The following is a 15,623-nucleotide window of genomic DNA, read 5'->3' as shown; positions in this document are numbered from 1 at the left end:
CCGCACAAGGCGGGGCGATTCAGGCTCGATCATGCGTGGCGAATTTACTGGCGGATACCTTCCACCACCAGGTACATATCGACAGTGGACGCAGTCGGCCCCAATTTGCTGGTATCGATACCGAAGTCGGACAGCGTCAGCGTCGTTTCACCCTCGAAGCCATTCCGGTATTCGCCCCAGGGATCGTCGCCCCCACCGATATGGTCGACATCGATGGTGATCGGCTGCGTTTCGCCATGCAGCGTCAGGTCGCCGGACAGCTTGCCCTCGCCTTCGCCAGTCGATTCGAAGCCGGTCGACTCGAACGTTGCGGTGGGATACTCCGATGCGTTCAGGAAGTCGTCGCTCAAGATGTGCTTGTCACGCTCGGCATGGTTGCTGTCGAGGCTGGTCACGTCGATCTCGACATTGGCGCTGGACGCATCCGGCGCATCGGGATCATAAGAGAAAGTCCCCGAGAACTCGTCGAACGTACCCAGCACGTAGGAATAGCCCAAGTGGCTGATCTTGAACTGAATGAAGGCATGCTGCCCTTCGGTGTCGATCTGGTACTCGGCGGCACTGGCCTGGGTCATCGGCAATAGCGCGGCTGCGCCGAGGGCGGCGCCAGTGACGGTCTTGCGTAGCGATTTCGAGAACATCGTCATCTCCTGAGATGAAGGATGGAAGTACTAGAGTGGCGGCATACCGCCACGGATATCGAACTCATTGGCGTCGAGATCCGCCGGGCCACCACATGCGACGCAGGGTGTCCCGACGATCGAAAATATGATGTTTAAGCGCCGCCAGCGTATGGCCCACGGCCAGCACTATCAGTGCCCAGGCAGCGTACCAATGCACATCGCCCGCCAGGGTCGCTTGATTCGGCAGCTCGCTGATCAGCGCCGGCACCTCAAAGGCACCGAACACGCTGATGCCCTGGCCCTCGGCGGTCGAGATCAAATAGCCGCTCATCATTACCGTCAACAGCAAAACGTACAGCAGGCAATGGCCGGCATGCGCCAGCATTCGCTCCCAAGACAGGCCATGCGCCTTGGGAGTGGGCTGACCCAGGCGCCATGCCAGCCGCAGCAGCGTCAAACCCAGTAGCATCAGGCCCAGTGACTTGTGCCACCACGGCGCGAGTTGATACCAGCGATCGTAATAACCAAGGCCAGTCATCCACCAGCCAAGCACGAAGAGCGACACGACCAACACGGCACTCAGCCAATGCAGGAGAATGCTAGGCAAACCCCAGCCGTGTACCGAATTACGCCACATGCGTGCCCCTCCACCGATTATGCCTTCAGCATAATGGCTATTACGCGTCACGCCAGCATGCATCGAGGAAAGGCATTATTAACCCAAAAGAAATAATGGCCCGCCAAGGCGAGCCATTACAAGAGAAGTGTATAAGGATCGAGGGTAATCTCAGCCTGTCAGAGCATCCAGCAGCAACTTGGCTGTCGGTGCGCTAGAGGCCGGGTTCTGACCAGTGATCAACAGGCCATCGCGCAGTTGGAAGGCATCGAAATCCGTGTCGCCGCGCTCATAGTGGCCACCTTTTTCTTTCAAGGCATCTTCCACCAGCAACGGCACGACAGCGGTCAGCCCCACGGCGTCTTCCTCACTGTTCGAGAACCCCGTGACACGATGCCCCTTGACCACTGACTGACCGTCGGTGCCTTGGGCATGCACCAACACGGCAGGCGCATGGCAAACCGCCCCGACCGGCTTGTGAGCCACGAGGAAGTCGTGAATCAACTGCTGGGAATGGCGATCTTGCGTCAAATCCCACAGCGGGCCATGGCCACCGGGGTAGAAGACCGCATCGTAGTCATCGGCGCGCACCTCAGCCAGCTTGCGCGTATTGGCCAACTGCGCCTTGGCTTCCTCATCGCCATCAAAGCGGCGTGTCTCATCGGTCAGCGCATCGGATTGTGTGGACGTCGGGTCGATGGGAGGCTGCCCGCCCTTCGGCGAGGCCAGGGTCAACTCGGCGCCCGCATCCTTGAACACGTAGTACGGCGCAACGAATTCTTCGAGCCAGAAGCCGGTGGGATTACCGGTATCACCCATACGATCATGCGACGTCAGTACCATCAAAATCTTCATGCGAGCTCCTTGGCTGAACGACATCGGTGTCGATACTCCTAAGATGGCATCGCAGGGCTCGACTTCAAGGTCCCATGCTCACTCGATCGCAACGTCCACTTCGTACCCACCGAACTTGCGCAGATTGATGACGCCGGTATCGAAAATCAGGTACTGCCCTTTGAGCCCCATCAAACGGCCGCTGACCTCGGGGGATTTATCGAAATTGTGCGACACCACCTTGCGGGGAGATTCCAGGACAGGATAGTGCAGCTCGACCGGGGGCTCCGTCAGCGTACCAATCGCCTGCTCGCCAACACGTTGCTTAAGCGACGCCAACTCCTGATCGAGCGCGGACAATAGACGATCCCGCTCGGCGGGCAGATCGAGCGGCGCCACATCACCTTTCAGCATTGCCCGCCAATTGGTGCGATCGCCCACCACCTGCTTGAACAAGGTTTCGACCAATCCCGATTGCAGGCGATTGTCGACCTCGAGAATAGGCAACGCCTGAATCGCTCCCTGATCGAGCCAGCGTGTAGGCAATTGCGTCTTGCGCGTAATGCCGACCTTGAGTCCCGACGAATTGGCCAGATAGACCACGTGCGGCTGGAAACAATGCTGCTCGCCCCACGCCGGCTCGCGGCAGGTTCCCAAGTGGTAGTGACAGGTCTCCGGCTTGACGATGCAGGTATCGCACTGCGCCAGCGACTTGAAACAGGGGTAGCAATAGCCTTGGGCGAAACTCTTGCGCGTGGCGCGCCCGCAATGCACGCAATGGATGGCGCCGGTATGCACGAGCCGCAGCGAGGCACCCAGGTGCGCATTGAGACCGATGCGCTGTTCGCCGGCACGCAGGGTGTATTGCGCCGGCGTCTCCGCGTCGCCGGGCACTATGTCCATCTTGCGCAGAGGCCCGCGCGCGGCGCTGACATCCGCCACGCTGAACAGATCGCTCATCAGTTCATCCACTTGATGGCATCGGACTCGCCGGTTTCATCGTTAGTGCCACAACCGCCGCGCTCAAGATAGCCCACTCGCTCGTCTTCAGGGATACCGTGGGCGACTTCGTATTTCATCACCGCCTCGAGGCACAGCTCGGTCTGCTCTTGGCTCAAGCGCTGTCCATCCGGCCATTTACGCAACGCAATCGCCTGCTTGAAGCTGTCGTACATGGCGGGTGTCATCTGCGCCACCATCTTGTCGAAGGTCATGTCACTCACTAACGCTCTCCTCTCGCGGCACGTCCACCGGCCCACCATCCCACGACCAGCCCGACCAACAGACCGCCCAGGTGCGCCTCGTTGGCAACGTTGCCGAATCCAAACAAGCCTGCCATGTCGGTCATCGTGAAGACCATCCAGGCAAGCATGAACACCACCAGCATCTGGGGCACGAAAAATCCGCTTTCCGGGGCCCGACGGGCCATCAGCCAGACATACCCCAGCAAGGCATAGTCGACTCCAGACATGCCGCCGAACAGCACGGTCCCCGTGGCGTATTGCGCCAGGTTGGAGACGAATGCCGCCACGACGGCGAGTATGATTAGGCGCGCAGGGCCTTGCAGGGCCTCGACCTGGCGTCCGAAATACCATAGCCACAGCATGTTGAAGACTAGGTGCATCCAGCCGAAATGCATCAACGCCGGCGACACCAGGCGCCATATCTGACCGCTGGCCAAGGAATCTCCCAAGGTGCCGACCGTCAAGCGTCCGGACACGGCATCGACGGGCACGAAGGTCAGTGCGGCGACCACGCGGTCACCGAACAGCGCCATCAAGGCGAAGACCGCCACACACAATGCCACGCAGGCAGCCGCCATTGGTGCCTGAGTAAAGGCACTGCCGAGCATGCCAGACGAACGGCGTTTCGTGGCCTGGGCGGGACGCTCGGCCAACTCGCCACGATGCCATTGCTCGATCAGGTGCGCCGCCTCATCACGCTGACGCGGATCGGCCAGCCATAGCACCTGAACCGCCTCCTCTTCGGTCACTTGATGGCCGATACGATGCGCCCACAACGATCGACGCAGCGCGACGATATCCTGTTGAAGAGGCAATTCCATCAGTTTGTACATGGGCGGGGTCCCTTTCAGTACCGCAGACGAACGCACAAAAGAAAAAGTCCGGCGGAGGGGGCCGCCGGACAAGAGCAAGGGATCATTCAAGGGAACACTTACTCTGACGACGCCCCACCGCGATGAGTTCCCGGCGCAACGAAATTTTTTTCAACTTTTTTCTGTCCCTCACGCCAGCGCGATGTCATCGGGCGCCGGGGGCACCGATCCCTCACGCGCCACATCGACCCACACGAAGTGATTGGCATCCAGACGCTGCTCACCTTCCCAGCGATAGGCCACCAGACGTCCGTATTTCACCGCGCTGTAATCGAGACAAGCAATATTCGGTGCCGGCAACGCCGGAACCCCCTCGCACCAATAGTGGCCAATGAATAACGGCGGCTCCTCCGGTCCGTAATAAGGCAGTCGCTGTCGCTCTTCCGTGCTCAAGGGCTGATTCTCGAGATCATCGGGCAGGTTATCGGGCTGGAAGACCACATCACCGTAGGTCAAAGGGGCCCGCGCCCAGAAATGGGCACGGAAACTCGTGCGCGTGAAGCCGTCGCCGGAGTAGATCCGTAGGCCCGCCGGCAGCGGCAGGGAGGGGCCGCGCGTCAGGCGATCCATGACACGAAAAGCGAATGTGCCCGGACACGCCGAATCGTAAAAGAATTCCTCGCTCATGCAACCATCGGGGCACTGCGCCAGAAATGGCGCGATGAGATCATGGTCCCAGCAGGCATGCACCACCCGTAGTCCGTCACGCTCGAGGCACAACGGCATCGTCATGAACCAGTCGAGATGAGACTGCCACTCCTGGGGATGATCGCGAAACTGTGCCAACGTCTCGTTGATGATGCGATTGTGGCGCGGCGAATGCTCACGCAGCCACTCCCCGGCCCATTCTGGCGGCGCTCGGCGACAATACGCCAGGGCATTGTATTCGTGATTGCCCATCACGATATCCGCCTCGCCCGCCTCGACCATGTCACGCGCGATATTCAGCGCCAGTCGAATGCGCGGGCCGCGATCGATCAAATCGCCCAGAAAGATCACTCGACGACGCGGATGACGATACACGCCCTCTCGATAGGAATACCCGAGCTTTTCCAGTAACACGGCCAGCGAGGCGCCACATCCATGCACGTCGCCGATCAGATCGTAGCCGTCGAGATCCTGTCGAATCAGCGTCATGTCACTCCCCCATCCGGCTGCTCCAGCCGAGCTTGGTGCGACAGGCCTCGAAATAGTTGTGCCCATGCGGATGAAGCAGTGTCAGCCGTTCCCGTTTGCGGCGCACGACCAGGCGGTCGCCGGGCTTGGAAACCACCTGGGTCTGGCCGTCACAACTGACATGCGGATACGCGTGGTTGGTTTCACCGATATGCACCGTGATCTCGCTGGCCGCATCAATGACGATCGGCCGACTCGACAACGTATGTGGAAACATCGGCACCAGCGTGATGGCCTCGAGCCGGGGATGCACGATCGGGCCACCTCCCGACAAGGCATAAGCAGTAGAGCCGGTCGGCGTGGCGATGATCAACCCGTCGCTGCGTTGGCTGTAGACGAACTGACCGTCGATGAACAACTCGAACTCGATCATCCGCGCAGCCTTGCCAGGATGGATGACGACATCGTTGAGTCCCGAGGCCGTACCGACCTGTTCGCCGGCGCGGAACACTTCCGCCTCCAACAGGAAACGACGCTCGCTCTCGAAGTGCCCATCGAGCACTTCGCCGATGCGCTCTTCGACTTCATCCGGCGAGATATCGGTCAAAAACCCCAACCGCCCCCGATTGATACCCACTACCGGCGTACCCGTAGCGCACAACTCCCGCGCAGCGCCCAACAGACTGCCATCGCCGCCGACCACGATCGCCAGGTCGCAGCGCTCACCCAATTGGCGACGACTCACCTCGGGATAACCATGATTGGGCAATACCGTAGCAGTGCGTTCCTCAACGATCACATTGAGTTGGCGAGCACCGAGAAAGCGGAGCAGCCGCTTGAGCGTCTCTACCGCGTTGGGGTTGCCCAATCGCCCGATCAGGCCAATGGTCTTGAATGGCTGCATGTAAGCGTCTCATTGCCGGCGTCGCGGCCCGTCATTATGCGGACTGGCGAGCAGCGGAGCAAACCGCGCCCAACCGGAACGCTTGCAACATTAGCAATCTTCGCTCATTGCCTATGGTCGTTGTACTGATCCGACTCGGGCGTCTGCACGGGGTGCAACTCCCACCAGTAGAGATACAAGGCCACGGGCGACGCAAAGATCGTATTCAAGATCATGAAGGTCACCAACGCTGCCTGCCCCTGACCATCGACCTCACCGTAATAGAGCATCATGAAGGCGATGCCAGCGACGCCCACAATTACGTTGATCACGAGGATAGCCGCGAAGAATTTGAATATCGCTTTAAGTTTACGCGACATTGGCTTTTTACTCATGGTATCGCTCCTTGCTGGATTTCATCTGTCGAGTGGTCCCCGCATTCCAGCTGCTGGACGATCAGGCGCCCGAGAATTTCCATGCCGGTCTGTAAGCGCTCATCCCAAGGATGGCCATAGTTCAAACGCAGACAGTGGCGAAAACGCTCGTGCGAAGAAAAGATACTACCCGGCGCGATACTGATACCTTCGGCCAGCGCCATCTGGTGTAGCCGCGAAGTATCCACACACTTCGGCAACTCGACCCATAAAAAATATCCTCCAGCGGGATATGTCGTCCGAGTACCTTCAGGGAAATGCGCCGTGATCGCTTGCAGCATACAGTTACGCTGCCATTCAAACCTGTGCCTAAGCGTTCGCAAATGCCGATCAAACCCGCTTCGTGACAGGTAAGCCGATAGCGCTACCTGAGCCGGCGCTGATGCCGATAAAGAAAGTGAAAGTTTGTCGCGCATGATGTGCTGGGTATAGCGCCCACCTGCCACCCAGCCAACACGCCAGCCAGGTGCCAGACTTTTGGAAAATGAGCTGCAGTGCATGATCAAGCCTTCTTGGTCGAAGGCTTTGGCAGGTAGCGGCCGGCGGCTATCGAAATAAAGCTCACCATAGACATCATCCTCGATCATCGGCAGCGTATAGCGTTGCAGTAGCGCGACAAGATCGCGCTTCTTGTCTTCTGGCATCAGGCTACCCAACGGGTTCTGGAAGTTGGTCATCAACCAGCATGCCGCCGGCTTATACCGCTGTATCGCCCGTTCCATCGCCTCCAGGTCAATACCATCGCGTGGATGTGTCGATACCTCGATTGCCCGTAGGTGATTCCGCTCCAGCGCTTGGAGCGCGGCATAAAAGGTAGGGGACTCTACAATGACCGCATCCCCCGGCTGGGTGACGACACCCAGGCAGATATTGAGCGCTTCCAGTGCGCCATTGGTCACTACGAGATCATCCGCATAAACTTGCATACCATCCGCGTGATAGCGCAGTGAAATAGCATGACGCAGTTGAGCACTACCGGGGCTCAAATCATCCACCGTATGCCAGACACCCAGCTTGGGTAGCGTGGATGCCATGACCTGAGAAAGCCTCGGGATAGGATAGAGCTCAGGACTCGGCAGTGCAGACCCCAAAGGCACCAGGTCGCGGCGCATAGTGGCGCCTAGCACCTGGAGAACACGATCGCTGACATCGACATTGAATACACGCTCGTCAGGCGCGCTGGTCATCTCGATTTCCGGCGGACGGGTGCCTTCCGGCCCAACGACATAGAATCCTGAGCGATCACGCGCCCGGATAAGTCCTTTGGCTTCCAGCAGATAATACGCCTTGAACACAGTCGTGGGACTGACGTTACGGCTGATGCTGGCAGCACGAATCGAAGGCAGACGATCCCCGGCATGCAACGCACCAGAGAGAATTGAAGACTCAAGTGCTTCGGCCAGATGTTGATAACGCTTCATGTCCACCTCCGACAACACTCAATACCTGTTTAAACGCAACGGCAACGGGTTCGCATTGTCTTGCGACTGGAGATATTGTCAGGGGAATACCATGGAGAGTACAGATTCAGATAAGTATGAAAAAAGCATATCAGTTGAAGACAGGCGCCTCACACATGACGACGAAATGACGCAAGTACTGCTCAATGCCGCCACGCCCGCGCGGGAAGACGAATCGACATCGCTTAATCACCCTTGGGTGCGGGACCTCGCTTGGCTATTGCATGCACCGGATATCATCGACAGCGATTACCCGGGCCGACCGACCCTCGAGGAGCTCGGGCTTGGCGACGCCTCGTGCAGAAAGGCTTGGCTGCATGCACTCGACGCCGAGCCGCAACGGCTCATGCCTTATATCAGCGCGACGCCACCGCGACGCCTGGGGCATTATCATGAGCGTCTCTGGCACGCCCTGCTCGACCTTGCCCCAGCGACACGCCTACTGGCTACCAACATCGCGATTCGCGAAGCCGGCCGTACCCTCGGTGAGCTGGATGTGATCTATGCCGATACCCAGGGACAGCCCATCCATCTTGAACTAGCCATCAAATATTATCTGGGACTTCGCGAAGGACCTGGCGAAGAGCGCAACCCGGCACGCTGGATCGGACCCGGCTGCGCCGACTCGCTGGCGCGCAAGCATGCCCATACCGGCCATCATCAGTTGCCCCTGGCCCATCATACGCTCTCGATGGCACGCTTGAACGCGCTGGGTATTGACCCAAGATCACTTCGACAGCGTGCAGCCATGCTAGGGATGCTGTTTTACCCTTGGCCCATCACGATAGCGGCACCGCATCCGGCACGCACCACCGCCACGCATGGCAATTGGCTGACATGGCAAGACTGGCCGATACTGCGTGACAACTTGCCGCCGGGGACCCTGGGTGCCCCGCTTCACAAGCCGCATTGGCTTGCGCTCCCCGGATGCGAGACATATCGCTCGCTGGAGAGCCTGGAAGTCGAGCTCAAGGCGCATTTCACGGGCACCAACGCACCACGGCAATATCATCTACAGGCTCCCGACGGCTCACAGCGGCGTTTTTTCATCGTGCCCGATGACTGGCCGCGCAGCCTGCCACTGCCACCTACTTACGCCCACCATAGGGAGGGATTCCCACCATGCTAAGGATCGGAGAACTGGCCGAGCGTAGCGGCGTCAGCGTCGATACGTTGCGCTACTACGAAAAGGAAGGATTACTCCCCGACGCACAACGCGGCGATAACGGTTACCGTTACTATGCCGCGGACAACCTCGATCGCCTGCATTTCATCCTGCGCGCCAAGCGCCTGGGCTTCACCCTGGCCGACATTCGTGAACTGCTCTCGCTACAGGTCGACGCCGATGCGCACACCTGCGAGGAGGTCAAGCGCGTCGCCGAGGACAAGCTCGCTGCCATCGACTCGCGCCTAGCGGAGCTGCATCACATGCGCCAGGCACTGGCCCACCTGACCGATGCCTGCTGCGGCGGGCCGCACGCGGCCACGCAATGCACGATCCTGACCGCCTTCGCTCAAGGTAAGGCCGCCCCCGAACCGCATCAGCACCGTCATGACGCCTGAAAACACCCTCTACGCAGCCGTCGCCCCACTCGGCGCATCAGCCAACTGCATGGGAGCGAAGCTCTTGGCCTGCGCCATGCGCCAGATACGCCCATAGAATGGGCGCTGATCGGGGTCGCGCAACAACTCGCCAGGCTCCAGGAACGGATGTAGATGAGAGAATAGCTTCACTTCGTTTTCAGAGACCCGATGCACGAGGTGGTCAGGGGTGATCTGCCACGGGCGCGTCAGCCCCGCCGCGGCGATCATTTCTGCCAGGGCATGCAGGGTATTGTGATGAAAGTGATACACCTGCTCGGCCTTGTCGCCGACCACCAATGCCTTCTGGCGTAGCGGGTCCTGGGTAGCCACTCCCGTCGGGCAGCGGTTGGTATGACAGCTTTGCGATTGTATACAGCCCAGCGCAAACATGTACCCGCGTGCGGCATTGACCCAATCGGCGCCCATGGCCATGACCCGAGCGATATCGAAAGCGCTGATGATCTTGCCGCTCGCTCCGAGACGAATCTGCTCACGCAGCCCTACGCCGACCAGCGTGTTGTGCACGAACAAGAGCCCTTCACGCAATGGCGCTCCCAGATGATCGGAGAACTCGACCGGAGCTGCGCCCGTGCCCCCTTCACTGCCATCGACGACGATAAAATCGGGCACAATCTCGGTTTCGAGCATCGCTTTGACGATGGCCATGAACTGCCAGGGTTGGCCGAGACACAGCTTGAAGCCGACCGGCTTACCGCCTGAAAGCTCACGCAATTGCGCGATGAAATCAAGCATCTCGAGCGGCGTCGAGAACGCTGGATGGCTGGCCGGCGAGAGACAGTCCTCTCCTTGAGGGACCTCCCGCGTCTGGGCGATTTCCGGCGTAATCTTATCCGCCGGGAGCAGCCCTCCGTGACCGGGCTTGGCGCCCTGGCTGAGTTTGACCTCGATCATTTTGACTTGCGCATCGCTGGCCTGCTCGGCGAAGCGCTTCGGGTCGAACTCGCCAGCCAGCGTACGACAGCCGAAATAACCACTGCCGAGTTCCCAGATCAGATCACCGCCATGTTCGCGATGATACGGACTGATGCCCCCTTCCCCGGTGTCATGCGCGAAGCGTCCAAGCCGGGCGCCCTTGTTGAGGGCGCGAATCGCATTGGCGCTCAGTGCACCGAAGCTCATCGCCGAGATATTGAATAGCGAAATCTCATAAGGCTGGGCGCACTGGTCGTTACCGACGGTCAGACGAAAATCGTCCGGCTCCGCCACTGGCGCCGTTTCCATCGAATGGCCGATATACTCATAGGCATTGGCGTAGACATCGCGCAATGTCCCGAAGGGCTTGGCATCATTATGCTGGCGCGCTCGCTGGTAGACTAAGCTACGCTGCACATGGGAAAACGGCAGCTGCTCGGTATCAGCCTCGAAGAGATACTGACGCAACTCCGGGCGTAACGCCTGAAAGACATAACGCAAGTTGCCAATGACAGGGTAATTGCGACGTACCGCATATCCACGCTGCGAGAGATCGGCAATCCCCAGGAGCACCAACGCACCACTCACCAACGGCACCAGCCACACACCATGCCACTGTATGGCCATGAGCGTCGTCACCAGCGTGATCACGCAGCACACCGTGAAAAAACCGTAACGCGATAACAAAGAATGCTTCATGAAGATATCCTGAACGAAAGGCGTCATCACCATGAAAACACGAAACGTCGTCCGGGTTTAGAGCCGCCTGGCTCAACAGGCGGCCGCAACGCGATCAAGCAATACCCAGCGACGCCTGATGGCGCCGGCGCCACCAAGTATTGATCAGCAACGAGGCCAGCAATATTCCCCCGCCCAATATCAGACGCGGCACATCCGCGTCACGGTTCCAGATCAGCAGATTGACCAGCAATCCGGCGGGCACCAGCGCATTGTTCATGATCGCCAGCGTCCCGGCATCGACTCGACAAGCTCCCTTGTTCCAGAGGAAGTAACCCAGCCCCGACGCAACGACGCCCAGCCATAGCAAGACGCCCCACTGTAGCGAGGTCGTCGGCAACGCTGTGACATCACCGAACAGCCAGAACGCCGGTAGCGCCACGCACAACGCACCCAGATAGAACCAGCCGAAGACATGGCGATGCGCTATCTCCCGAGGCAAGCGTGGCGCCAAATGACGATAAGCGACCTGCCCCACGGCAAAGCACAGGTTCGAACTCTGTACGACCAGAAACCCGACCCAATAGGTGTCGCTGATGTCCGCGTAGCGGATGACCGCCGCCCCGAGCACGGCAAGCGCAGCGGTGAGCAGATAGAATGGCGTGAAATGCCCCTTGAGGATGTCATCGATCAAGGTGATGTAGAGTGGTGTGAAGATCGTGAACAGCAAGACTTCCGGCACGCTCAACAACAGAAACGACTGATAGAAACCGATATACATCGCGCCCAGTTGCACAGCGCCAATGGCCATCAGTCCCAGTACGTTCCCGAGCGGCAAACGTCGCGGACGTAACCAGATCAGAAAGACCAGCGCCGCCAGTCCAATGCGGGTGAGCACGGCGAAATAACTATCGACCTGGCCGGAGAGGTAGACACCGATCAGGCTGAAGGAAAATGCCCAGAGCGTCGTCACACCAATCAAATATCCCATTTATAGTTAACCTACGGATTTATAAAAGTTGACTACCATTATACGCTTGGCACGCCTGTTGCCTAGTATTCACCTACTGAGTTTCACGTCTCGCTCGGGAAGCGCTTCCGGGGTGGCCTGGTCCGGGCAAGGCTCGGGAACGGTAGCGCCTGAGACACATACCGACTGGGTGCGTTTCACCGAACACGGCCATTTCCTGCCTCAAGGGCAATCCCGCGAGGTCGCGTTTCGCAATGTCTATCGCTGGGACCTTCATCCTGAGCATATCGCGCTCTATCACGAGCGCCGGGGCCCTGACGCGGCGGTCTGGCTATTCGATCTCGTCGCCGGCTCGTCGACAACGTTGATCAGCAAGTCGCCACATCTCTGCGGTGCCGATACCTACCAGGCCCAGCTCACCCTCGAGGCCCACGGCTTTCGACTCGAATGGCATATAGCGGGACCTCGCAAGGATGAGCGACTCGTCTATCATTATCGGCAGCCAGACGAGTAACGCAGCGCAGCGACGCTGCCTTCGTCGCGCGCACTGGTCGATATCGCCACAACGCGCTAGAATAGTTTGAGAACGCTGTTTCAAAACAGTATGGCAAGCAACGGAGGTCGCATGAAAGCACTACTTCCTTTAGCACTCATCGGAACATTGGCACTGGCCGGCTGCGCCAACACCTCGCCTTATTCCGGCGACGTCTATCGCAGCGGGCAAGCCGAAACCGCACAGTCGGTGACTTACGGCACTATCACCTCAGTACGTCAGGTGCAGATTCAGGCCGGCGGTCAGAATGAAGGCATTTTGGGCGGCCTAGGTGGCGCCGTGCTGGGTGGCTTGCTCGGGAACCAAGTCGGCGGGGGATCCGGACGTACCATCGCTACGGCAGCCGGCGCCATTGGTGGTAGCGTCGCTGGCAGCAAGGTCGAAGATGCCGCCAATCGTACGCAGGCCTGGGAGATAGAAATCCGGCGCGATAGCGGCGATTCCGTCGTCGTGGTCCAGAAAGCCGACCGCAATTGGCAAGTAGGACAGAAAGTACGCATGGTTGGCAGTGGAGCCAATCTGAGTGTCGCACCTTATTGATCGCCAATAAGCGATTGTCAAACTGGCAATATGCCGTCCGTGTGTTTGTCAAGGCTCGGGCGGCATGAGCCAGCACCAAGTTTCCCTATCCGCATTCGCTTACATACGCTATCGTATGTGACGTGATACGCCCCGGATAGGAAAATCGTCTCATGAACACAGGACGCACGCTCGGTTACCTCGTCTCGACCCTCGCCTTTGCGGTCTTCTCCAGCCCTGCACTGGCTGACGGAATGCTTACGCTCAAGAGCGAAAATGACCTGTTCGCCAGCGGCGACGACGGGCATTACACCAATGGGCTGGAAATAAACTGGTCATTTACACCCGATGAGGCGCACTGGACGCGACGTCTCGCCGATGCCGTGCCCGGCTGGTCGGGCGCGGAGCTCGACGGTGTGGCTTATCGTGCAGGTCAGCAGATCTACACGCCCGAAGATATCGACCGCACGGACCTCATCCAGAACGACCGGCCCTACGCGGGCCTGCTCTATGCCGGCGTGTCACTCTTTGATGACCGCCAGTACAGCGGCTGGCGCCAGGCGGACGATCTCCACTTCGACGCCGGCATCGTGGGGCCGGCATCGGGGGGGAAAGCCGTACAGAAGAACTTTCATCACCTCATCGGTAGCGACGAACCCAACGGCTGGTCGAACCAGCTTCATAACGAACCGGTGCTGAACCTGACCTACAAGCGCAGCTGGTGGGTGCAAGACTCGCTCGGTAACCTGGACATGGAATATGGCCCCAACGCCGGCTTTGCCCTCGGCAACCTGTATACGTATGCCGCAAGCGGCGTGGGCCTGCGTATTGGCGATAACCTGCGCAATAGCGCCGGCATGCCTGCCGTCGCTCCCGCCCAAAGCGGCCGAAGCCATTTTACACCCGGCCAGGGCTTCAGCTGGTATGCGTTCGCGAGCCTCGAGGGCCGCTTCATGGCTCATAACCTGCTGCTGGATGGCAATACCTTCGAGGACAGCCCTTCAGTGGACCGCCGCCAATGGGTCGGTGATGCGCTGGCCGGGGTCGCTTTGACGTGGGACAGCTGGCAGCTCACCTACACCAGCGTCTGGCGAACCCATGAATTCGAAGCCCAAGACGAACATGACCAATTCGGCTCATTGACGCTTTCGCTGTGGCTGTGACGCCCCAACGACAATGCCCCGCATTAGCGGGGCATTGATCTAGCGCAGAACAGCTTTTGCTCAGTGTAACTTGACGCGGCGCATCAACCAGCACCCCACACGCTTGGCGACCCAGTAAATCAGCGCCAGAATAATCAACGTCAGTAACATCGAGATCGGGTTGACGATGAAAGTGGCGCCCAACACGGCCAAGGCAATACTCCACACCCAGCGATCGTCACCGTCCAGCTGCAACGCCGCCGGAATGCGGCGCATGACCACCTGTCCGAGAGAGCCGTCCCACGCACGCAGCGCCAAGAAAAGAATCACGGCGAAAGCGATCAGCCAGATCAGCGTTACGGTCATGTTGGCCTCCTGATAGGCAACGTCGGTAATCTTTCAATTGCACCAATGTCGGCAGGGTACCGTCACCCCCCTTACCGCGCAACCGGCGCGACGTCCTGACGCAGGGCGCTGCTCAAGAGACCCTTCGGCGGCGAATTCGTTCCCGACGCATCTTGAAGTGTCGTCATGCAACTTAAAGGGCATATGAAAACCCCGAGAGGCCCCTGACACACTTGGGTGAGCGCGTTACCATGGGAAGCGACATACACCCAGAAAGGTCTTCAACATGCAGATTGCCCAGAATTCCGTGGTTTCCTTCCACTACACCCTCACCAATAACGAGGGTGAAGTGCTGGATAGCTCGGAAGGCCGCGATCCTCTGACTTACCTGCACGGCGCGGGCAACATCATTCCAGGGCTGGAAAAGGAACTGGAAGGCCGTCAGAACGGCGAGAACCTCAAAGTCACCGTCGAGCCGGCAGAAGGCTACGGTGAAACACAGCCCGGCCTGATGCAAGAAGTGCCGCGCGATGCCTTCCAGGGCGTCGACGAAATTCAACCGGGCATGCAGTTCCAGGCGCAGACCCAAGGCGGGCCGCTCATGGTCACGGTCACCCAGGTCGAAGGCGACACCGTCACCGTCGATGGTAACCATCCGCTGGCCGGTCAGACCCTGAATTTCGATGTCGAGATCGCCGAAGTACGCGAAGCTTCCGAAGAAGAAGCCGAACATGGTCACGTCCACGGTGAAGGCGAGCAAGAACAGGAGCACTAAGACGCTCCTTCGCAACACCTGACGTGAAAACGGGCGGCCTCC

The 15,623-nt window shown here is 59.3% G+C and carries 19 protein-coding genes; 6 read left to right on the top strand and 13 right to left on the bottom strand.

Translation table 11 applies throughout. The annotated features are described in order from the left end of the window. Positions 1-44: 44 nt before the first annotated feature. The 10 genes from SR908_RS14260 to SR908_RS14215 all read right to left on the bottom strand — a co-directional run bounded on the left by SR908_RS14260 (position 45) and on the right by SR908_RS14215 (position 8,043). Complete coding sequence (locus SR908_RS14260) at positions 45-641, bottom strand: YceI family protein (RefSeq protein ID WP_246920911.1); 597 nt, start codon at positions 639-641, stop codon at positions 45-47. Positions 642-705: 64 nt separating this feature from the next. Beyond that, on the bottom strand, positions 706-1,260 hold the full coding sequence (locus tag SR908_RS14255; RefSeq protein ID WP_246920909.1) for a cytochrome b: 555 nt from the start codon (positions 1,258-1,260) through the stop codon (positions 706-708). 150 nt (positions 1,261-1,410) lie between these two features. Continuing rightward, on the bottom strand, positions 1,411-2,094 hold the full coding sequence (locus SR908_RS14250) for a type 1 glutamine amidotransferase domain-containing protein (protein ID WP_097022328.1): 684 nt from the start codon (positions 2,092-2,094) through the stop codon (positions 1,411-1,413). 78 nt (positions 2,095-2,172) lie between these two features. After that, a complete protein-coding gene (locus SR908_RS14245) occupies positions 2,173-3,033 on the bottom strand; it encodes a DUF2797 domain-containing protein (RefSeq protein ID WP_097022329.1) in 861 nt (286 codons plus the stop codon). Further along, positions 3,033-3,296, bottom strand: a complete 264-nt coding sequence (locus SR908_RS14240; RefSeq protein ID WP_097022330.1) for a YeaC family protein — start codon at positions 3,294-3,296, stop codon at positions 3,033-3,035. Before SR908_RS14240 ends, SR908_RS14245 begins: the two co-directional genes overlap by 1 nt. Then, positions 3,296-4,150, bottom strand: a complete 855-nt coding sequence (locus SR908_RS14235; protein ID WP_097022331.1) for a rhomboid family intramembrane serine protease — start codon at positions 4,148-4,150, stop codon at positions 3,296-3,298. Before SR908_RS14235 ends, SR908_RS14240 begins: the two co-directional genes overlap by 1 nt. A 168-nt stretch (positions 4,151-4,318) precedes the next feature. Next, on the bottom strand, positions 4,319-5,326 hold the full coding sequence (locus SR908_RS14230) for a metallophosphoesterase (RefSeq protein WP_097022332.1): 1,008 nt from the start codon (positions 5,324-5,326) through the stop codon (positions 4,319-4,321). A gap of 1 nt (position 5,327) precedes the next feature. Further along, a complete protein-coding gene (locus SR908_RS14225; RefSeq protein WP_097022333.1) occupies positions 5,328-6,209 on the bottom strand; it encodes an NAD(+) kinase in 882 nt (293 codons plus the stop codon). Between the two features lie 104 nt (positions 6,210-6,313). Continuing rightward, complete coding sequence (locus SR908_RS14220; protein WP_097022334.1) at positions 6,314-6,583, bottom strand: hypothetical protein; 270 nt, start codon at positions 6,581-6,583, stop codon at positions 6,314-6,316. After that, the gene (locus tag SR908_RS14215; protein WP_246920907.1) at positions 6,580-8,043 is read right to left on the bottom strand and encodes an aminotransferase-like domain-containing protein; all 1,464 of its coding nucleotides are present in this window, start codon (positions 8,041-8,043) and stop codon (positions 6,580-6,582) included. Before SR908_RS14215 ends, SR908_RS14220 begins: the two co-directional genes overlap by 4 nt. Before the next feature lie 166 nt (positions 8,044-8,209). Between SR908_RS14215 and SR908_RS14210 the strand changes: the two genes are divergently transcribed. Beyond that, positions 8,210-9,211 carry a DUF1853 family protein gene (locus SR908_RS14210; protein WP_246920905.1) on the top strand — a complete coding sequence of 334 codons (1,002 nt, stop codon included), beginning with the start codon at positions 8,210-8,212 and terminating at the stop codon, positions 9,209-9,211. After that, complete coding sequence (zntR, locus tag SR908_RS14205) at positions 9,205-9,645, top strand: Zn(2+)-responsive transcriptional regulator (protein ID WP_097022337.1); 441 nt, start codon at positions 9,205-9,207, stop codon at positions 9,643-9,645. The genes SR908_RS14210 and zntR overlap by 7 nt, the downstream gene beginning before the upstream one ends. A gap of 9 nt (positions 9,646-9,654) precedes the next feature. Here the strand turns inward: zntR and SR908_RS14200 are convergent, their stop codons facing one another. Together SR908_RS14200 and SR908_RS14195 are read right to left on the bottom strand one after the other, a co-directional pair. Then, the gene (locus SR908_RS14200; RefSeq protein ID WP_246920903.1) at positions 9,655-11,298 is read right to left on the bottom strand and encodes an FMN-binding glutamate synthase family protein; all 1,644 of its coding nucleotides are present in this window, start codon (positions 11,296-11,298) and stop codon (positions 9,655-9,657) included. Between the two features lie 94 nt (positions 11,299-11,392). Further along, on the bottom strand, positions 11,393-12,268 hold the full coding sequence (locus SR908_RS14195) for a carboxylate/amino acid/amine transporter (RefSeq protein ID WP_246920901.1): 876 nt from the start codon (positions 12,266-12,268) through the stop codon (positions 11,393-11,395). A 28-nt stretch (positions 12,269-12,296) separates the two neighbouring features. Here SR908_RS14195 and SR908_RS14190 point away from each other — a divergent pair, with 28 nt between their 5' ends. The 3 genes from SR908_RS14190 to SR908_RS14180 all read left to right on the top strand — a co-directional run bounded on the left by SR908_RS14190 (position 12,297) and on the right by SR908_RS14180 (position 14,482). Further along, the gene (locus SR908_RS14190; RefSeq protein ID WP_246920899.1) at positions 12,297-12,761 is read left to right on the top strand and encodes a DUF6314 family protein; all 465 of its coding nucleotides are present in this window, start codon (positions 12,297-12,299) and stop codon (positions 12,759-12,761) included. A 111-nt stretch (positions 12,762-12,872) separates the two neighbouring features. Then, positions 12,873-13,340 (top strand): outer membrane lipoprotein, encoded by a 468-nt coding sequence (locus SR908_RS14185; RefSeq protein WP_097022340.1) that lies wholly within the window; start codon positions 12,873-12,875, stop codon positions 13,338-13,340. A 152-nt stretch (positions 13,341-13,492) separates the two neighbouring features. Continuing rightward, positions 13,493-14,482, top strand: coding sequence for a lipid A deacylase LpxR family protein (locus SR908_RS14180; protein WP_246920897.1), 990 nt, complete (start codon positions 13,493-13,495; stop codon positions 14,480-14,482). A 60-nt stretch (positions 14,483-14,542) separates the two neighbouring features. Here SR908_RS14180 and SR908_RS14175 read toward each other — a convergent pair whose 3' ends face one another. Next, positions 14,543-14,827, bottom strand: a complete 285-nt coding sequence (locus tag SR908_RS14175; protein WP_246920894.1) for a hypothetical protein — start codon at positions 14,825-14,827, stop codon at positions 14,543-14,545. Positions 14,828-15,092: 265 nt separating this feature from the next. Here SR908_RS14175 and SR908_RS14170 point away from each other — a divergent pair, with 265 nt between their 5' ends. Next, positions 15,093-15,581, top strand: coding sequence for an FKBP-type peptidyl-prolyl cis-trans isomerase (locus SR908_RS14170; protein WP_246920892.1), 489 nt, complete (start codon positions 15,093-15,095; stop codon positions 15,579-15,581). The last annotated feature ends 42 nt before the right edge of the window (positions 15,582-15,623 follow it).

It is taken from the genome of Chromohalobacter canadensis (genome assembly GCF_034479555.1).
GTDB lineage: Bacteria > Pseudomonadota > Gammaproteobacteria > Pseudomonadales > Halomonadaceae > Chromohalobacter > Chromohalobacter canadensis.
The sequence above is the reverse complement of the archived record's forward strand: the minus strand, read 5'-3'. Positions and strand labels throughout refer to the sequence as shown.